The 19,155-nt window shown below is 36.6% G+C and carries 17 protein-coding genes; 8 read left to right on the forward strand and 9 right to left on the reverse strand.

What is annotated here, in order from left to right; translation table 11 throughout:
• Nucleotides 1-105 precede the first annotated feature (105 nt).
• From HX109_RS11030 to HX109_RS11040, 3 genes are all read left to right on the forward strand, one after another.
• Nucleotides 106-1,113 carry an IS30 family transposase gene (locus HX109_RS11030; RefSeq protein WP_178949235.1) on the forward strand — a complete coding sequence of 336 codons (1,008 nt, stop codon included), beginning with the start codon at nucleotides 106-108 and terminating at the stop codon, nucleotides 1,111-1,113.
• 137 nt (nucleotides 1,114-1,250) lie between these two features.
• A protein-coding gene (locus HX109_RS11035; protein WP_178951867.1) for an IS3 family transposase occupies nucleotides 1,251-2,416 on the forward strand; the annotation gives its coding sequence in 2 pieces (ribosomal slippage) (nucleotides 1,251-1,488 and nucleotides 1,488-2,416; 1,167 coding nt in all).
• A gap of 528 nt (nucleotides 2,417-2,944) precedes the next feature.
• On the forward strand, nucleotides 2,945-4,054 hold the full coding sequence (locus HX109_RS11040; RefSeq protein ID WP_178951937.1) for an alcohol dehydrogenase catalytic domain-containing protein: 1,110 nt from the start codon (nucleotides 2,945-2,947) through the stop codon (nucleotides 4,052-4,054).
• A 154-nt stretch (nucleotides 4,055-4,208) separates the two neighbouring features.
• Here the strand turns inward: HX109_RS11040 and HX109_RS11045 are convergent, their stop codons facing one another.
• Nucleotides 4,209-5,138 (reverse strand): hypothetical protein, encoded by a 930-nt coding sequence (locus tag HX109_RS11045; protein ID WP_178951939.1) that lies wholly within the window; start codon nucleotides 5,136-5,138, stop codon nucleotides 4,209-4,211.
• A gap of 59 nt (nucleotides 5,139-5,197) precedes the next feature.
• Nucleotides 5,198-6,241, reverse strand: coding sequence for a galactitol-1-phosphate 5-dehydrogenase (locus HX109_RS11050; protein ID WP_178951941.1), 1,044 nt, complete (start codon nucleotides 6,239-6,241; stop codon nucleotides 5,198-5,200).
• 130 nt (nucleotides 6,242-6,371) lie between these two features.
• Between HX109_RS11050 and HX109_RS11055 the strand changes: the two genes are divergently transcribed.
• Both HX109_RS11055 and HX109_RS11060 read left to right on the forward strand, forming a co-directional pair.
• A complete protein-coding gene (locus tag HX109_RS11055) occupies nucleotides 6,372-7,046 on the forward strand; it encodes a ribulose-phosphate 3-epimerase (protein ID WP_178951942.1) in 675 nt (224 codons plus the stop codon).
• A 22-nt stretch (nucleotides 7,047-7,068) separates the two neighbouring features.
• On the forward strand, nucleotides 7,069-8,091 hold the full coding sequence (locus HX109_RS11060) for a winged helix-turn-helix domain-containing protein (RefSeq protein WP_178951944.1): 1,023 nt from the start codon (nucleotides 7,069-7,071) through the stop codon (nucleotides 8,089-8,091).
• Nucleotides 8,092-8,098: 7 nt separating this feature from the next.
• Here HX109_RS11060 and HX109_RS11065 read toward each other — a convergent pair whose 3' ends face one another.
• The 3 genes from HX109_RS11065 to mdh form a co-directional block, all read right to left on the reverse strand.
• Nucleotides 8,099-8,869: a DeoR/GlpR family DNA-binding transcription regulator gene (locus HX109_RS11065; protein ID WP_178951946.1), complete on the reverse strand. Its 771-nt coding sequence runs from the start codon at nucleotides 8,867-8,869 to the stop codon at nucleotides 8,099-8,101.
• Between the two features lie 162 nt (nucleotides 8,870-9,031).
• Nucleotides 9,032-12,004, reverse strand: a complete 2,973-nt coding sequence (gene secDF, locus HX109_RS11070) for a protein translocase subunit SecDF (RefSeq protein ID WP_178951948.1) — start codon at nucleotides 12,002-12,004, stop codon at nucleotides 9,032-9,034.
• Between the two features lie 243 nt (nucleotides 12,005-12,247).
• Nucleotides 12,248-13,174: a malate dehydrogenase gene (gene mdh / locus HX109_RS11075; protein ID WP_178951949.1), complete on the reverse strand. Its 927-nt coding sequence runs from the start codon at nucleotides 13,172-13,174 to the stop codon at nucleotides 12,248-12,250.
• A gap of 413 nt (nucleotides 13,175-13,587) precedes the next feature.
• Here mdh and HX109_RS11080 point away from each other — a divergent pair, with 413 nt between their 5' ends.
• Nucleotides 13,588-14,853, forward strand: a complete 1,266-nt coding sequence (locus HX109_RS11080; protein WP_178951951.1) for an O-antigen ligase family protein — start codon at nucleotides 13,588-13,590, stop codon at nucleotides 14,851-14,853.
• Between the two features lie 130 nt (nucleotides 14,854-14,983).
• On the opposite strand, the gene HX109_RS11085 is transcribed toward HX109_RS11080, so the two are convergent.
• Nucleotides 14,984-15,616, reverse strand: coding sequence for a 7-carboxy-7-deazaguanine synthase QueE (locus tag HX109_RS11085; protein ID WP_178951953.1), 633 nt, complete (start codon nucleotides 15,614-15,616; stop codon nucleotides 14,984-14,986).
• A 491-nt stretch (nucleotides 15,617-16,107) separates the two neighbouring features.
• Here HX109_RS11085 and HX109_RS11090 point away from each other — a divergent pair, with 491 nt between their 5' ends.
• Nucleotides 16,108-16,449 (forward strand): hypothetical protein, encoded by a 342-nt coding sequence (locus HX109_RS11090; protein ID WP_178951955.1) that lies wholly within the window; start codon nucleotides 16,108-16,110, stop codon nucleotides 16,447-16,449.
• A 56-nt stretch (nucleotides 16,450-16,505) separates the two neighbouring features.
• Here the strand turns inward: HX109_RS11090 and HX109_RS11095 are convergent, their stop codons facing one another.
• Nucleotides 16,506-16,805 (reverse strand): hypothetical protein, encoded by a 300-nt coding sequence (locus HX109_RS11095; RefSeq protein WP_178951957.1) that lies wholly within the window; start codon nucleotides 16,803-16,805, stop codon nucleotides 16,506-16,508.
• The gene (locus tag HX109_RS11100) at nucleotides 16,792-16,935 is read right to left on the reverse strand and encodes a DUF2256 domain-containing protein (RefSeq protein ID WP_178951959.1); all 144 of its coding nucleotides are present in this window, start codon (nucleotides 16,933-16,935) and stop codon (nucleotides 16,792-16,794) included. Before HX109_RS11100 ends, HX109_RS11095 begins: the two co-directional genes overlap by 14 nt.
• 262 nt (nucleotides 16,936-17,197) lie before the next feature.
• Here HX109_RS11100 and HX109_RS11105 point away from each other — a divergent pair, with 262 nt between their 5' ends.
• Nucleotides 17,198-17,668 carry a hypothetical protein gene (locus HX109_RS11105; RefSeq protein WP_178951961.1) on the forward strand — a complete coding sequence of 157 codons (471 nt, stop codon included), beginning with the start codon at nucleotides 17,198-17,200 and terminating at the stop codon, nucleotides 17,666-17,668.
• 189 nt (nucleotides 17,669-17,857) lie between these two features.
• On the opposite strand, the gene HX109_RS11110 is transcribed toward HX109_RS11105, so the two are convergent.
• Nucleotides 17,858-19,069: an RsmB/NOP family class I SAM-dependent RNA methyltransferase gene (locus tag HX109_RS11110; RefSeq protein ID WP_178951963.1), complete on the reverse strand. Its 1,212-nt coding sequence runs from the start codon at nucleotides 19,067-19,069 to the stop codon at nucleotides 17,858-17,860.
• Nucleotides 19,070-19,155 lie beyond the last annotated feature (86 nt).

Genomic DNA, 19,155 nt, shown 5'->3' on the forward strand with positions numbered 1-19,155 from the left:
TTAAGTTTACAATTTCTAAGTTCAAGGAATAAGTGCAAAATTAATATTTAAAACTCTTGGGGCTAGCCCCAAGAGTTTTAGGACCAATTGTTATATTAATCTTGCATGAAAAAATACAAACAATTGACCATCCACCAAAGGTATCAAATTGAAGCCTTATTGGAAACAGAAATCAGTAAAAGTGAAATAGCTATAATTATCGGGGTCGACCCCTGTACCGTTTACAGGGAGTTATCTAGGAACATTGCCAAACGGGGAAAGACCGCTGGCAGCTATATAGCCAAAAATGCACAGCGAAGAGCAGATAACAGGCATAAAATGAAGCCCAAGAAATTACAGCTCACGGAACAGTTGAAAGAGCGTATCGCGGGTTTGCTCCGTTATGAAAAGTGGAGTCCAGAACTTATAAGCAAACGCTTAGCTATTGAAGAGGAAACCTGTGTGAGCCACGAGACAATATACCAGTGGATATGGAGCGTTAAGAAGAGCAAGAAAAAGGCAGATGCTAAATACGCTAAACTCTACAAAGATCTCAAGCATGGTAGCAGGAGGCAAAAGAGAGGGAACGCCAAGGATAAGCGGGGAGCCATTAAAAACCGTGTAGGAATTGACCAGCGCCCAGATGTGCTGGACCACCGTGAGCGTATAGGCGATATTGAAGTAGACCTGATGATGGGAAGCAATCACAGATCGGCTCTTTTGGTAATGACAGACAGGGCCACATTGGTAACGATGATGGAAAAACTAAGTGGGAAAGAAGCTGGGGAGGTATATGAAAAAATGGAGAAGAGGCTCACCAACTTCAGTTCATCTTGGGTGAAGACCTTGACCTTCGATAACGGAAAGGAGTTTGCACAGCATCAAAAAATAGGAAGGCTCCTCAACGCAAAAACATACTTTACCAGACCTTATACATCACAGGATAAAGGAACCGTAGAGAATAGAATAGGTGTGATAAGAAGATTTTTTCCGAAGAAAACAGACCTGAGAAAAGTCTCAGAAAAAAGAATAAAAGAAGTTGAAAGATTACTAAATTACAGACCGATTAGAAAATTTAATTACCAAAACCCAATTGAAGTCCTAAGAAACAAATGTTTTGCACTTATGGGTTGAACTCAGCATTCATTAAATTTATTAATAATCAGAAAGAACAAAAGATTCCATTGGATTGCTTATCGAATTAATAAAAAATATATTGGAATGTCTAATTTAGTTGGTACGGATTTATGTGATAAACTTAGATTTGTATTATGAACAGTAACAATTACGACCAAGAATTTAAAGCTACCATTCTAGAGCTGTTGGGTACCGGCAGAACGGTCAAGTCCCTATCGGATGAGTATGGTGTCAGTCAAGCCTCCATTAACAGATGGAAAAGGATGTCAAAAACATCGGGCAGTATAAATACTTCTTTGGGAGGTGAAGAAAACCAGAGGATCAAAGCCTTGGAAAAAGAGCTGAAAGATGTGAAGTTGGAACGCGATATCCTAAAAAAGGCGGTAAGCATCTTTTCCAAGAGCGACAGGTGATATACGGTTTCATTAAAGACCATAGAGGCAGATTCCCTGTTGGAAAGATGTGCAAATGCATGCGGGTGAGCAAGAATGCCTACTACACTTGGCTAAGGACAGGCCAGGGCTGCAGGCCCAATAGTGGCCTGGATGGCTTAAAAGAAAGGATCCGGGAAGTATACCATGGCAGTAACCGGATATATGGCAGTTCAAGAATCCAGAAAGTACTGGAAAGGCAGGGTGTGTTTTATAGCAGGTCCTACATTGCCCTTTTGATGAAAAAAATGGGGCTTAAAAGTATTTTAAGCAGGAAGTTCAGGGTGACCACGACCGATTCGGGGCATTCGTTCCCGATTGCAGAAAACCTACTGGGGAGGGACTTTACCAGCGATAGCCTCGGCGAGAAATGGGTATCGGACATCACATACATCAAAATAGGGAATGGCTGGAATTACCTGACAACAATATTGGATTTGGCGGACAGAAAAGTGCTTTCATGGGTCTTAAGCGAAGATATGACCGTAGAGAACACCGTTTACAAAGCATGGAGCCTGGCCAGAAAAAGAAGGGAAATAACGGACAACCATCTTTTCCATTCGGACCAAGGGAGCCAGTACGCCTGCCACAGAATGGTGTCCCTTTTTTACATGAGCCCTAAAATAACCCAGAGCATGAGCAGGAAGGGAAACTGCTGGGACAATGCCGTGGCGGAAAGCTTCTTTAAGACCATAAAATACGAATGCATCTATAGGCATAGCTTCAAATCGTACCTGCAGGCTTACCAAATTATTGAGAATTACATCCAATGGTACAACAACGTCAGGATACATTCAGCCTTGGACTTTAAAACACCAGCTGAAAAGGAGTTGGAACTAAAAATTAAAAAGATGTATAACGTAGCATAAAAATAGTACCAAATTTATTAGGTAGTCCAGTTTTCATTACACTAAAGTTTTAGTGTATCGCTATTTTAGGACGGGCCAAAAGTAAATAATGAAAAACCGCCCACCGTGGCGGTTTTTTATGCTTTAGGAAGCATACGCCTTTTTAGTCTTGTAATCCCCATCGCTAGGGCGAGCATCTTGCTCGTGCTTGAGGCTATTAAATAATTAAAAACCAGTTAATTAATTTGCTTGGATGAAATTAAATTGATCCAATTAACTGTGTTTTACAATAAATTGAACGAATAATGCAAAATTTTGTATTTTGGTCAACAAATCGGTCAACAAGACTTTTAAATTTTCTGGAATGCCAAGAATAGTAAGGCTTATTGAATTGCGTTCGAATCCTGGCGCGATCACTTTAAAGCCTTACTAATTCTAGTAAGGCTTTTTTGTTGAATTATACTTTCATTATACTTTCTAAAATCAGCAGTGCAAAGCAGGCCAGTGTTTATAGCCTAAAACCTTATTTTGCTGGAATAAAGTAAGGATATGGTAAAGAGTAAGGTTTATTATTTAGATAAGCCCAATGGGCAGTTTACAGTAAAAGAAGAAGTGTTGGCAGATCCTAAAAAAGGGGAGGTCTTAGTAAAGATAAGAAGAACTTCCATTTGCCAGTCTGATGTAGTGATCTATAAAAAGGGACTCCCTCGTATAAAAGAATGGCCAGCAATTATTCTTCATGAAGTTTGTTGTGAAGTAATAAAAATAGGCGCTGGTGTCGAAAAATTTTCCGTTGGTGATATTATCGGTATTGGTTGTGATTTGCCTTGTGGAGATATGGATTGTATTTATTGCGGAAGGAAAGGAACAGGGGATTGGACAAGTTGTCCTAATACCCATGCCACTGGTCACGAATTTCATGGGTTTGCAAGAACACATGCTGTTTTGCCAGATTGGTTTGTGGAGCTAGGGCCCATTAAAAAATTCAAGGAGAGCATAAATTTAAATTATATCAGTCAAATGGAGCCGTTAGCGTGCTGTTTGGAAGGTATGACGCGGGTAAATAATTGTATTGAGGATAGGGTAGTAGTGCTAATAGGTGCAGGTTCCCAAAGCACTTACGCGTTGCAGGTAGCGCAAGCTAAAAATGCGAGAAAAATTATCGTAGTAAATCGTGGGGAAGAACGTTTAAATAGGGTTTTAAAAGATTTTGGAAATGAGAATACTATAGGTATTTTGTGGGATTCAGATGTCGTTCAAAAGGTTTTTGAAGCTTGTAAACCATTTAATGAACCACATTTTGTAATGATGAATGTTCCTCATCAGTCGGGTTACGAACTCGCCACCCAATTAATGGGCTACAATACTGTTCTAGATGCCCATGCAGGTGTTAAAGGTCCAGATGGAAAACCCGCTATTTACCATAAACTGGATTTGAATAACGACATTCATTATAAGCTCCAATGTTTTCAGGCAACTCACGGTTCTTCCATGCATGGTGTTAATTTAGCTAGCGAAATGATTGCCAATAATGAATTGCCAAGGCTGGGTAAAATGACCAACGATTCAGAAATTTTTGGAAAAGACCAAATTTTAAAGGCTATTTTGCGGGCCGATGATAAGGATAGCCTTAAAGTTATTATTGATTGGGACAGGTAGTAGGTAAATAGAAAAACGGTTTACTGTATTTAGTATTTGGTAATCCTATTGTAAAAATTTAAAAGCTGGGAAAGTAAAATTTCAGAAGTAGTAAGTATATCAGACTACAGAAATTACCTTCCTAGCTTTTTTTAAATGAGGTTATCTTTTATAACTATTTTTGGGTTATTTCGGGAACCTTAAAAACCTTTTTTAATTCTTTTAAAGAAGTGGTTAAAGCCTCCCCGAGCAAATTATCTGTATAATCCCTTCCAAGTTTTGGTCCGTTAATTTCGAGATATCCAATAACTTCTTCAACAGGCCATGAGTCTTTGTGCTTTTCACAAATTTTATTTATGTTTTCTAAATCTATAATACCTTTTTGTTGTTCTATTGCTGAAAACCCAAAAGTGGAATGAAAGAATTCATCGGTATTTTTAAAATGAAATTCAGCCATTTTGGAAATCCCATGTTCAAATAAATCTAAATTTTTATGGATTATGTCTTTTGAAGAATCGGCTAGTCCATGGCTAATATCTCCGCATAAGTAGGTAGGAACGGTTGTGTCTTGGTTTTTTAAGTGGTAACCGCTCAAGTCGTTTATAAAAAGATCTATTTCTTCTGGAGTAGTGGGGGGTTCAAACAATGAAGACATTGGTTCTATGGTTAAGGCTTTAAGGCCATTATTTTTTGCCACCTTACTCAGCTCTTTCATATGTGTGAGATAGGAATGTATTCCTTCCTTTTTATTGTCGTCGTGATCCCTATAAACAGCCCCGGGATTAGAGCCACAGTAGGAAGCTCCAACTAAACCTGCAACCTCTATGAGGCGTTCGTAGTTTTTTCGGGCAATTTTTTCCAGATTAGCATTTCCCGTAAAAAAACCACCTAATTCGCGATGTGCCGTAAAAACACTTTTAATTTCAATGTTATAAGATTCTGCTTTTTTTCTAAGGTCAAGGAAATAATCATCATCGAGTTGATAGAGTTCAAAAAAACTACCCAGTTGAAGAAAATGGATGTCCTCCTGTGCCATTAATTCGAATAACCAATCAAAACTGTATCTGTATAAAATGGGATCTGATTTTACGCCGAGTTTTATCATAATTTAAAGGTAAGAAGTTGTTTATTATCGATTTAATATAAATAGCCACATTTTGCTATCTAGTTTGGGGTTACTATTACTTTATTGTGAAATGCCTTTTGCTTATAAATACTGTCAAAAATTGCCGGTGCTTCCGATAGGGTTACGATGTCTGAAATTAAAGGCTTAACCTCGAGTTCTTTGTCCATATATTTTAGAACAGTAGACCAATCATCTTCCCCTCGAGGAACAATTTTAGAATTCCATGTCCCATAAATACGTAATTCCCTTCTTAGTAAGCTTGAAAAATCTTTCTCGCCAATTTTGAATTCTCCATGGATGTTTCCCATAAATACTACTTCACCACCGCGAGCAGCCATTTGTAATGCCTGTAGAAATGTAATTGGTAGTCCGCAGGCTTCAACTACCCTATGTACCCCTTCTTGATTTGTTAACTCCATTATTGTATCGTAAAGGTTTTTATGTGAGCTATTTATTGGATAAAAACCCATTTTTTGAGCTATTTCTAGCTTCCTGTCATCTATATCCACAACATAAACCTCTTTGCAGCCATGTATACGCAGCCATTGTGCAGTAAGGTTTCCAATTGGGCCCCCACCAAGAACCAAACCTGTGTCACCGGCATTTATACTCATTTTTCGAACTCCGTGCAAAGCAACTGCTGCAGGTTCTGTCATGGCAGCATGTAAAAGGTTTACGTGCTTTGGAACTTTAAACAGGTTTTCAACTGGAACTCTAAGGTATTCTTGAAAACCGCCATCACATCGACTTCCAAAATAATTGTATTCCTTTAATTGGGCATAGTCTCCTGTTTGATAGGCTTTTTCTTTTTTATTCTTGGGTATGAGAGGAAAAACGGCCACATGTTGTCCTTTTGCAAACCCGAGTTCTAGTTTGTCTTCTGCTATGGTTCCGCTGAACTCGTGACCGAGAACAAGCGGATAAAAATAGGCACCATTATCAAAGGCTCGGGGAATGTCCGATCCGCAAATTCCACACGCCGCGATTTTTACCAAAACAGTGTTTGGGGCATTTATAGATTCCAGTGGCCTATCGTTTTCGACGATAAGTTTTCCGTTTTCTTTGAGAACTAAAGCTTTCATAGTGTATGATTATCTAAGTGTAAAATTAATTAAAATATTTATAAAATGATTAAATTGAAATATAAATAATCATATTTTGATTATTTATTTATATATTTAATCAAAATTTATTTATTAAAATTGTTGTCTTTTGAAATCAATTAAATTATCACCATCGATGATGTGCGCCGACTTTTTAGATTTAAAGTCGGAATTGGATCATTTAAAAAGTTCTGAAGTAGCCTCGTTGCATATTGATGTAATGGATGGGAGTTACGTTTCTAATTTTGCTTTAAGTGCAGATTTGGCCTACCGAATGCAAGAATATTCGGCAATACCCTTGGAGTTTCATTTAATGGTAGACGAAGTTGATGCCAAATTGCCATTGTTTTTAAAGGAAAAAGAAAATATCATTATTTTTCATCCGGAAACTTCAAGACATCCAGTACGGATAATTCAACAGATAAAAGATGCCGGTTGTAAGGTGGGTATCGCAATAGACCCTTCCATTACAGTAAAGTCTTTCGAGCTTTTTCTTCCTTTGGTAGACGTAGTTTGTGTTATGACGGTTAACCCAGGTTTTGCCAGTCAGAAACTAATTCCGTTTTGTTTGGAAAAGATCACCGAGTTAGTTGTTTTAAGAGAGGAGAAAGAACTTGACTTTAAGATTGAGGTAGACGGTAATGTGAGCTGGGATAACATCCCAGGAATGTTAAAGGTTGGAGCCGATATTTTGGTGTTAGGGACTTCTTCAGTTTTTACTACTGCCATGCCTCGCCAAATAGCTTTTGAGAAATTAAAGACTTTAATCTTGCAGAACATCTAAGTGTTAGACTTGTATTTAAATTATGGAATCATCTGAATTATTTATAGCAAACGATCATAGATTGCCCAAATACGAGCAATTTGTAAAAATGTTTTTGGCAAAGATTGAATATGGCGAATTCGAAATAGATGAAAAATTGCCTTCTATTATAGAGTGCAGTTACGAATATGAAGTTTCTAGGGCAACTGTATTGCGTGCTTACAAGGAATTGCAAAAAATGGGTGCAATTACGTCTGTATATCGAAAGGGTTATTTTGTTTCCAAAGGTTATAAGTCTGGATATAAAAAAAAGGTTTTAATGTTGGTTAGTGAAATAAACACTCCAAATCAATCTTTCTACGAAAAGCTGTCCTTTTGTTTGGAAGGGTATGAAATAGAATTGGGGCGTAGGGTTTTTAAAAACGATTTAAACCGTCTGAAACAGCTTATAGAGGAATCTTCAGGCTTAGATCATACCTATATTGTAGAACCGCAAATGATTTCGGTGACCGATATTGTAAAGTGTTTTGGGGATAAAAGGGTTGGTAAGGAGGTTATTTTTTTATTGGATGAAGATTTAGAAAATAATAATGTGGATAAAAAAAATCTATTTAACATTCCTATGGATTTTGAAAATCATTTGCAAAAATTGATACCACAACTTTCCAAGTACCATTCCTTGAATTTAGTATTACCAGAAAACGAATATTTCCCCCATCAACTAATCAATAGCTTTTTTAACTGTTGTGATGCCTATAACCTTGAATGTGGATTAATAGACGATGATACAATTCCGAAAAAAGGTCATGCATACTTGGTGTGGGATGAAAATAGCCTGTTTTCGATTTTATCGGAGTTTGGTAATCACAACAATAGATTAGGCCATGGGATTGGGATTATCACCTTATTTGAAAGGAATTACTTTCCTTTTATGCCTGTTGAGATAACTGCCATAAATTGGTTTAATGATAATCTCCTTGCTACGTTAAAGAAATTAATCTTGAATAAGAATGGAATCGAGGATTCCAATATTGAAAGCAAGTTAATTTTAAGGGGTCGCGTGTAGAATTTACTTATGCTTTTAAGATTTTCATGCCGCTTTCTTCTAGCGATTTTAAATCGATGTCCTTGCCGTCTTCGGTAATTAGAAAATCAATTTCTTCCAACTCGCAAATTTTTATCAAATCCTTTTTTCCAATTTTACTGTGATCCGCTAAGATAACAGTCCGTTCACTATGGTTTAGCATGGCTTTTTCTGTTTCAACCACGAGCATATTGGAGTTGGTAGGCCCAGCTTCGCTAATGCCGCCTATGGAAAGAAAAGTCCAGTTTGCATTGAAGTTTTTTATAAAATCTACCGCTTGGGGTCCTACTAAAAGTCCAGAACTTGGATAAAGCATTCCTCCCGTAACGAAAACTTCCGTATGGGGATTGCCGTCTAAAGTTTCAATGCGTTGAGCAATGAGGATTGAATTGGTAATAATACGAACTTTTTTATTTTTTAAGAAAGGCACCATTTCTAAGGTTGTGGTACCACCATCAATAAAAATTATTTCCCCATCGTTTACCAGTTCAGCAGCTCGTTTTGCAATGGCTGCTTTTTCCTTATTATATTTTAGTTTTCGCTCATCCAAAGGGAGCATAGTGTCTGCTATTTTTCGATTCGGACTTAGGGCAATGCCACCCCAAATTTTTTCTACTTGGTAATTCTGTGCCAAATAATTGAAATCCCTTCGAACGGTTGCTGGGGAAATGGAGAGCAAGGTCTCCACATCTTCTACCTGTAGTGAATTGTTTTTCTGTAACTCTTCTAAAATGCGCCCTAATCTTTGAAGTCTATCCATTGCTTAGTTTGAAAGTTGGTAAGATATAAAAATAACTTAAGATTTATTTTATAGTTATGGTTGAGATTAGAGTCAATTTATATTTCTTATGCTTACATGCCTTCAGAATAAAAAAAGCCATCCGATATCGGATGGCTTTTTCAATATGATATAAAAAAGACTTTATTTAATCTTTTTTTCTCCTTTTTCTTTTAAAGTATCAAACATCACTGGAGTTGCAATGAATAATGAAGAGTAGGTACCTACTGCGATACCAACAATCATGGCGAACATAAATCCTCTTAAGGACTCACCACCAAAAATAAAGATGGCCAGTAATACCACCAAAGTGGTTAAAGACGTATTTAAAGTTCTACTAAGTGTACTGTTCAATGCTTCGTTGGCATTGTCTCCGCCTCTCCATCCTTTTTCGCGTACTACCTCTCTAATACGGTCGAATACAATTACCGTATCGTTCAAGGAGTAACCAATAACTGTAAGGATAGCCGCTATAAATGCCTGATCGATTTCCATGTTGAAAGGCATAATGCTCGATGTAATGGAGAACACCCCAAGTACAATTAAAACATCATGGAAAACAGCCGCAACCGCTCCAAGTGAGAATTGCCATTTACGAAAACGTAATAATATGTATAAGAATACTACTGCAAGCGATCCTATAATCGCCCAAACTGCATTTTTCTTAATGTCATCTGCAATTGTTGGTCCTACTTTAATAGATTGTAGAATTCCTACTTTATCCGCACCGCTACCTGTAGAAAAATCATCATAGGTTTCTCCTTCTGGAAGGTACTTCTTTAAAGCGGTAAACAAGCTTCTTTGGATTTCTTCATCCACAGCACTTCCTTCTTCATCAACTTTGTATTTGGTAGTAATCTTAACCTGATTGGCGTCTCCAAAAGTTTTTACTTCTGTGTTACCAAATACTTCATTCAGGTCTTTCCCGATTTCCGTAGGATTCACAGGATTCACAAAACGAACTTGGTAAGAACGACCTCCAACGAAATCTACACCACCTTCTAGTCCTTTTGTAAATAGGGAAGTTAAACTTATTAATAATAAAATCCCTGAAATAATATAAGCCATTTTACGCTTCGCCAAGAAATCAAAATTTGGATTCTTAGGTAGTTTGCTCGTAATAGCTGTAGTAAATGTCAATGGGTTTTTACCTCCTTTTACATTCCACTCTACAAGTAAACGTGTTACAAAAATGGCAGTAAATAGGGAAGTGGCAATACCAATAATTAATGTAGTGGCAAAACCTTGAATTGGTCCTGTACCAAATAATAATAGGATAATGGCCGTTAAACCTGTTGTAATATTTGCATCGAGAATAGAGGAAAGAGCGTTGCTAAATCCATCTGCAATCGCTTGCATTTGTCCTTTTCCAGCTCTTAATTCTTCTTTAATACGTTCGAAGATAATAACGTTGGCATCTACCGACATACCGATTGTTAAAACGATACCAGCAATACCGGGCAATGTTAACACCGCTCCTAAGCCAGCTAGTACACCAAATATCAATACAATATTGAATACCAATGCAATGTCTGCAAAAATACCAGCTCTTCCGTAGTAAACTATCATCCAGATCAATACTAGAACCATAGCGACGATAAAAGAGAACATCCCGCTATCAATTGCTTCTTGTCCTAAAGATGGTCCAACTACTTCAGATTGTATAATGTCTGCAGAGGCAGGTAGTTTACCTGCTCTAAGTACGTTCGCCAAATCGTCTGCTTCTTCCAGTGAGAAATTACCAGATATTTCTGAATTCCCTCCAGAGATTGCCCCTTTGGAAACTCCAGGAGCCGAGTAAACGATGTTATCTAAAACAATAGCTATATTTCCTTGCTCTCTAAAAGCTTTTCCTGTAAGGTCTTCCCAAATTTTAGCACCACGAGAGTTCATTTGCATAGAAACCGCAGGTCTTCCGCCCATGTCGTAAGATTGTTGAGCGTCTGTGATAACATCTCCACTCATATTTGGGATGTTCTCACGGTTTCCTTTTAAAGCATATAATTCTACAACAGGAGCGTCTTTAGGAGGGATTCCCCAAGCAAATTTGGCATACTGAATGGTCGATGGCATTTGCTGTTGAACTTCTGGCATTTTTAAATACTGCATGAATTTAGCAGTATCTTTAGTGGCTACCATGGCAATAACAGGAGATCCTTGAGCTCCACCACTTGCGATTAATTCAAAAAGCGGATTGTTTTGTCCGGCAACATCCAATGAATCTGCTTCAGCATCTGATAAAAGAGAGTCAATTTCAGATGTTGTTTCTTCTTTAGCTTCTTCTTTTTTGTCAGTCCCAATGATATCTTTAAGTGTATTGTTGGCAGCTACCAAAAACGGGGCTACTTGATCTGCTTTGTAAGTTTCCCAGAATTCCAATTGAGCGGTACTCTGTAAAAGATTTCTAACACGATCTACATTTTTAGCACCAGGCAGTTCTACCAATATACGACCAGAGGTACCTAAACGCTGAATGTTTGGCTGTGTTACCCCAAATTTATCGATACGCTTACGCAATACTTCGAATGCAGAAACAATGGATTCGTCAATTTTTCTTCGGATGATAGGCTGAACCTGATCGTCACTCATTTGAAAATTGATGTCTTCACTTAAATTTTTATTGGCAAAAATATCAGGGGAAGCCAATTTTGTAGAACCTCCGCTGGCTTTTTCAAATTCTTGGAAAAATAAGTCAACGTAATCATCTTGACTATTTTTAGACGCTTCATCTGCTTGTGCAAGAGCCTTGTTGAAAACCGGATCTTTGGTATTGTTAGCCAATCCTTTCAAGATATCTTTAACAGATATTTGAAGGATCACATTGATACCTCCTTTAAGGTCCAACCCTTTGTTTAATTCTTTTTCTTTTACCTCGCTATAGGTAAATTCAGCAAATCCAAGATTAAAAACCTCTTCATTTCCAAGAGAGTCTAAATACCTAGATTCTTCGGCTTCTCGCTTTGCTACGTAATTGTCCTCAGCATCTGAAATTTTGTTTAAAGCGTAAGTTTCTGCTTCATCTTCTACCTTATTTGCAACGAATGTAAAAGATAATTGATAGATACTTACAATACCAAACAAAATAGCAAACAGCCTAATAAGTCCTTTATTCTGCATTCTAAATTTATTTAATGGTCAATTTTAAAAACGGACAAATATAGGGTTTACGATATGAATTGACAATTATTTTTTTTGAAGTTTTAAACACAAAAAGAAGATACCTAAAAGGGGTTTAAAGTTAAAGTGTCAAACTGCGCCTGTCGAAGGGCTTATAGCTTATTAAAACACATAAACTTCAACAGGCTCAGTTTGACATCTACTATACCTTTTAGATATCTTCTTTTAAATAAAAAAAATTATCTACAACTCTAAAAGTCCGTTGGTTTTTCTAACCCCTTCAGCACTTTCTTTAAGTTTTTCTTTTTCGGCATCTGTAAGCTCGATTTCAACAATCTTTTCGATACCGTTTTTTCCAAGGATTACTGGGGCACCAATACAGATATCAGAAAGTCCGTATTCTCCGTCCAAAAACGTAGAACATGGGAACATTTTTTTCTGGTCGCACGCAATTGCTTGAACCAATCCAGAAACAGCTGCACCGGGAGCGTACCAAGCGCTGGTTCCTAATAATTTTGTAAGTGTAGCACCACCAACTTTAGTGTCCTCTTTAACTTGTTCTAGACGATCTTCTGCTAAAAATTCTGTAACAGGAACACTGTTTCGTGTAGCCAAACGTGTTAATGGAAGCATTCCAGTATCACTGTGGCCGCCTATAACCATTCCGTCAACATCAGAAATAGGAGCTTCTAAAGCTTCTGCTAAACGATATTTAAAACGGGCACTGTCTAAAGCCCCGCCCATTCCTATAATTTTATTTTTTGGAAGTCCAGTTGTTTTGTGTACCAAGTATGTCATGGTATCCATTGGGTTACTAACCACGATAATAGTTACATCTGGAGAATGCTTTATTAAACTGCTGGATACATCTTTTACGATTCCTGCGTTAATACCAATAAGTTCTTCACGCGTCATCCCTGGTTTACGTGGAATACCACTTGTAATTACAGCAATATCAGAACCTGCTGTTTTAGAATAATCTCCTGTAGTTCCCGTAATTTTAGTATCGAAACCATTTAAAGAAGCTGTCTGCATTAAATCCATTGCTTTACCCTCGGCAAAACCTTCTTTAATGTCCAATATTACCACTTCCGATGCAAAATCTTTAATCGCGATGTACTCGGCGCAGCTAGCACCAACAGCTCCTGCTCCTACAACTGTAACTTTCATATATTGTATATTAGTTTAATAATGAATGTATTTAAAACACAAAGCTACTAATTTTAACACAATCAGTTGCTTTGAAAAATATTAAATATGTTATAAAACGAACCTTTTCTAGTATAAAATCGATTTGAGGTTTGGTTTCAATTGCGATTTGTGAATTTACACTTTTTTTAATTGTTCGATTTGCTATTTAGAAGGTAAACCAAGGCATTTTAAATTTCTATATTTAGGATGGATTAACGGCAAAAAAAGACTGATGTCAAAATGTTTTGGTGCTGAAAAATATATACTTAATAGTTTACAAAGGTTACGAAATTGTTCAAGGTCTAAATATCCTGGAGGCAGATAGAAAAAATATTCTCTTCATATCAAAGTTTCATTTAAAAAGCTTGGTTATATTTGACAAAAGAACATTAATGACCCAAAACCTCCAACACATAAAATCCCAGTTTTATCGGGACGAAAATAGTACGTTGTGGCAGCGCATATTTTGGAACAGCCTTTATATGGCGTTTTTTCTTTTGCCTTTGGATATTAATCTCCCAACTCCCTTTTTCATTATTGCGATGGTTTCTGGGTCCGTAAATATTTTTAAGGGCGATAAAGGTTATGAGGCCAAAAACAAGGTTTTGCTGCTATTTCCATTGTATTTTTTGGTTTTGGTTGGAAGTTTACTTTATACGGAAAACCTTTCCGATGGTTGGGGTTTGATTCAGCGATCACTCAGTTTATTGATCTTCCCCATCATTTTCCTATTTGTAAAGGAAGATGCGCTTTCGGTAAGGAAACTGTTCGATTTTCTGTTGTATGGATTGCTGCTTTCCTTTTTTATCAATTTAATAATGGTAAAATATGAAACCTATGAATATTTAATATCCTTACCGGGAAATGAATCTGTTTGGAGTCTTTTTAGTAAAGGCTGGGCCTATTTTTTAGAAATGCAATTTTCCAGTTTGGTAAACCCCGGTTATATTTCTTTGTATATTCTTTTAGTTTTGAGTTATTATCTAAAAAAAGAGCTCACTAATTTTTACCGGTTTGCAACAGTTTTTATTTTGTTTACATATCTGTTCTTGCTAGCTTCCAAGGCGGCAATACTGGCTCTTTTTCTAATGACAGTTTTGTTAATAGGTAGTGTTCAGCAAAAAAGTAAACGGTTTCTTTTAATTTTTACGCTTATTTTAGGCACTATTGTTTTTGTTTCAAATCCGCGTATTACAAATGGGGTAAATAGAAATATGAGTAAAATGGTAGAGGAAGTGAACCCTACCATTTCCCTTTCGCAACGGTTTTTAACTTGGGAAGCAGCCGCATATGCCATTAATGAAGCTCCTGTGTTTGGATACGGGATTGGGGACGCGCACGATGTTCTTATTGCTACGTACAAGAAAATGGGTTTTCAGGAAAATTATGAGAATCGCTACAATGCCCACAATCAATTTTTAACAACTTGGCTCGAAGCAGGAGTATTGGGTATTTTTGTCCTGCTTTCTATTTTTATGTGTTTAGCTGTTTACCTAAGGCGAAGTGTAAATGAATTTTCCGTTTTTTTAGCGTTGCTGATAGCATTGCTATTTGAGTCTATGCTAGTTCGTTTTAACGGAATTGTTTTCTTCTCTATTATAGTGCCTTTATTGCTGAAAGAACGCAGTATTTTGAGCAGTCGCGTGATTCGCAATTAATTCATTTGAGACAAATAAATAAGAGTAAATACAAAATGTTTTGTTCACATGATGAAGCCAGCCTAGATAAACTCATTAGTTAATCCAAAAAATTAATGAGTTCAAACTTTAAGCTTTCAACAGGTTGGTACTAAGGGATATTTAAGTATTTATGCGTTTGAAGGGAAACTTTCCATTTGGGATTCTTCATTACGTAATCCACAATTTCTGGAATCATTTTATCACGCTTGCTCCACTCGGGTTGTAAGTAAAGAATACAATTATCATTAACCTTAGCTGCCTGTTCTTCAGCAAACTTAAAATCATGTTGATTGTACACAATTACTTTTAACTCATGGGCCTTTTCATAAACCTCCGAAGTAGGTAATTTCATTTTTTTAGGGGAAAGACAAATCCAATCCCACTCACCGGTCAATTCGTAAGCACCTGAGGTTTCAATGTGTATTTTTAATCCTTTTTTCTTTAATTCAGAAGTAATAAAAGTCATGTCCCAAGTTAGGGGCTCTCCTCCGGTAATTACAATAGTATCGGAATATTTAGCGGCATTTTCAACAATTTTCAGCACTTCTGTCGGGGGATGGGTTTCTGCATTCCAGCTCTCTTTTACATCGCACCAGTGGCAACCCACATCGCATCCTCCAATTCTTATAAAATACGCTGCCGTTCCTTTATGAAATCCTTCCCCTTGAATGGTGTAAAATTCTTCCATTAACGGCAACATTTCACCTGCATTTACCCGCTCTAAAATTGCTTCTTTTGTCATGCTGCAAAGATACATTTTACTTTTTTATTTAACGATATCTCTTTAAATGGATTATTTTAAGGTTTTCAATAATAAAACATCCTTGGAAATACAGCTTAATTGTAAATTCCTTCCAACATATTGGTTGTTTGTAAAATTAAAGTTACCCAGATAGGACATTGGTTTTCTTATGTATATAGTTCAACATTTTGTATAATATTTTGCTGAAATAAGATAAGATCTTGCTATTCTCAAGAAAATATTTATGGAATTAAATCTCTTACTGAAAACTTGATTTTAAAATGATGTATTTCTAAAAATTTGGTGTTTTCGGGCTTACGGTAGGCTGTTGTTGAAGTAAAGGCTAAGTTCTCAATTTTTTCCAGGAAAAACATCGGTATTATCTAAATGTTACTCTGTTTAATTGTGGGTTAAGAGTTTGTTTATGAGTGTTTTAAAAAGTTTTTCCTTTGTAGTTTTGGTCTGTAATCAAAAAACAAAAAAACAGACTTATGAAAACAATCAAATTATTTTTAACAGTGGCCTTAATGGCGGTAGCGACTACCGTTTTAGCCAACGAAAACGACCCGAAACCAACCAACAAAGCGGTTTCCGAACAACTTTCTACAATTTTAGGAACACCAGCATTTAAGGTAACCGATAAAGATTTATTGGCTCGCGTTCATTTTATGGTTAATAAGGATCATGAACTCATCGTCATTTCCGTAAAGGCTGAAAATGAAATGGTGGAAGATTACATTAAAAGTAGAATGAATTATAAGAAAATTGAGAAAAACTCCCTTCAATTAGGAGAAGATTATGTGGTAGATGTTAGGATTGTTGCTAGCAAATAAAGTCTACCGTAAAGATCAATAAAAAACGTTCAGATCAATTCTGGGCGTTTTTTTGTTTAACTTCCAGAAAAAACACTTCCAAAGATCCCAACGGCAAGTTCTACCCAAACTAGAAGAAATAAGAGTATTATACCGCTATACAAAACAATTCTACTCTTTTTACTTTTTACAGATCTGTAAATAAGCTCGCAGGTAATTCCCACACCAGTCAATAAAATTCCCATAACCAAGAAGTCGGTAATGGACCAATTTACCTCATTGGTAAATTGCATGGCCGTAAGTGGTATTAATAGTAATAAACCAATGGAAACAAAGATAAGAGGTAGTCTCGAGTTTTGCTTTCTAAGGACGTTCATCGTTTTTATTCTTTTTACATTTTTGACTGCAATATTTAACATTTTCCCAATCTCTTTCCCACTTTTTTCGCCAAGTAAATGGTCGTTTACAAGTTTCACAGATTTTAACCGGGAGATGACTTTTTTTCATTCTTTAAATACTTTTTCTAAGATACAAAAAGGAGGACAAATTTTTCTAAAATATTTTCGGAAAGTTTTTGCAATCCAGGATTTGCATTTTTTTTTCAATAATTTTCAAGTTACTCTTCTGTTCGAAGTCAATTAAGGTGTTGTGCTTTTGAAACCCAATTTCTACTTTTCATTTTCGGTATTAAATAAATTTGTTGAATTCACTGTTAAATGATAGCATAAAGTCGTATCTTACAGTTAATTATCAACAAAAAAATATCAACATGAAAAAATTAGTATTACTCGTAATGGCTGTTGGAGCCATTTCCTTTATCAGTTGTGATGCCACAAAATCTGCTTCAGATTCTGCATCGGATATGTCTACCCAAGCATCCAGCACCATGGATGATGCTTCCAGCCAAATGGATGACGCATCAGATAAAATGGACGATATGTCTAATATGAGCACAGATGAGATGAAGTCTTACCTCATGAACAATGAAGATGCTCAACAAAAGCTTAAAACTGAACTTATCAATAACAAATCTGAAGTTCAGAAAAAGGCAATCGATTATGTAAAAACAAATCCGGAAGCTAAGTCTAAAGTTGCAGGATTTTTAAAGCAAAATCCAAATGCCAAGGGGAAATTATTGGAATATGTATTCAGCAATCCCGAATTAACCAATAAACTAATGAGCTATATTGGGAGCAATCCCGAGCTGTTAAAGCAGGCGATGAGTTTAATTGGAATGTAGGAAACATTTTTAATCCAACCGAAAAACATAAGCATCTGCTGTTTCATGCTTTATTAGTCTTGCAATAGCACTTTGCTAAATCGGGTTGATGAGATGGTAGATGGTCATCCTGAACTTGTCGAAGGATATTTCTTTTGTAAGAACTTCGACAAGTTCGGTGTGACATTTAAGTATACAATTGTCTTGAAATTAAGCTTTTTCCAAAAGAGCCATATAAAAGCCATCGAATCCAGAAACAGATGCGAGCACCTTTTTATCTTTTATGAGTTTAAAGTCTTTTCCATTTTCAGAATTTAAAAACGTCTGTACTTGTTCTTGATTTTCTGAAGGGAGTATAGAGCAAGTAGCATAAACCATTTTACCTCCCGCTTTTACCATTTTAGAATAATCAGCAAGAATTTGCTGCTGGGTTTGTTTAATATTGTCAATAAATTCTGGTTGCAATTTCCATTTAGCATCAGGATTTCTTCTTAAAACACCGAGTCCGCTACAAGGCGCATCGATAAGAACCCTATCCATTGCGTTATGTAGTTTTTTAATAACCTTTGTTGAATCTATTTCTCGGGTTTCTATATTGTGCACATCGTTTCTTCGTGCTCTACGTTTTAATTCTTTAAGTTTATTGCCATAAATATCCAAAGCAATAATTTGCCCTTTATTTTCCATTTTGGCGGCCAGGTGAAGCGATTTTCCTCCGGCACCGGCACACGCATCTGCTACCCGCATTCCAGGCTGCACATCTAAAAAATCTGCAACCAGTTGGGAAGAAGCGTCTTGTACCTCAAATAGTCCGTTTTTAAAAGCTTCTGTTTTAAAAATATTACCGCGTTCTTTTAATTGTAAAGCATCGGGATATCCTTTAAGGGGAAGTGTTTCAATTTCTTCTTCCGCTAAAATATCTTGCAAAGCATGCTTGTTTGTTTTTAGGGTATTTACACGCAAGATTACATCGGCTTGTTGATTGAGTGCATGTAGCTCCTTGCTCCAGGTAGCTTCGCCCAATTCCTTCTCACCGAGTTCGTCCAACCAATCGGGGATGGACTCTTTGTATTTCCTTATTTTTGAAAGTTCGTCGAAACGGCCTTTTATACGTCTGTTTGGAGTGCCTTCCAGTTGCTTCCAATCGGGTAGTTTTATCCCTTTAAGTACCGCCCAAACCGCAAAAATACGCCAAAGGTTTTCCCTGGTAAAAGGTTCTTTTACCTCTGCAATTTCAGCATATAAACGTTTCCATCTTACAATGTCGTAGGTTGTTTCGGCAATAAAACCCCGATCGCGGGCGCCCCATCTTTTGTCGCGTTTTAGTAATTGTTCAACAACCTTATCGGCATATTTATTTTCGTTAAAAATGAGTTGTAGACCGTCTATTACGGCATAAACTAGATTTCTGTGCAATCGCATACTCTTCAATTTAAATTATTTCAAATCTTTTTTCAGAAATAATTGAGTGCAAAGGTATTGCTTTGTAAGCGATAAAACTTATTTTT

It is taken from the genome of Galbibacter sp. BG1, assembly GCF_013391805.1.
Taxonomy (GTDB): Bacteria; Bacteroidota; Bacteroidia; order Flavobacteriales; family Flavobacteriaceae; genus Galbibacter.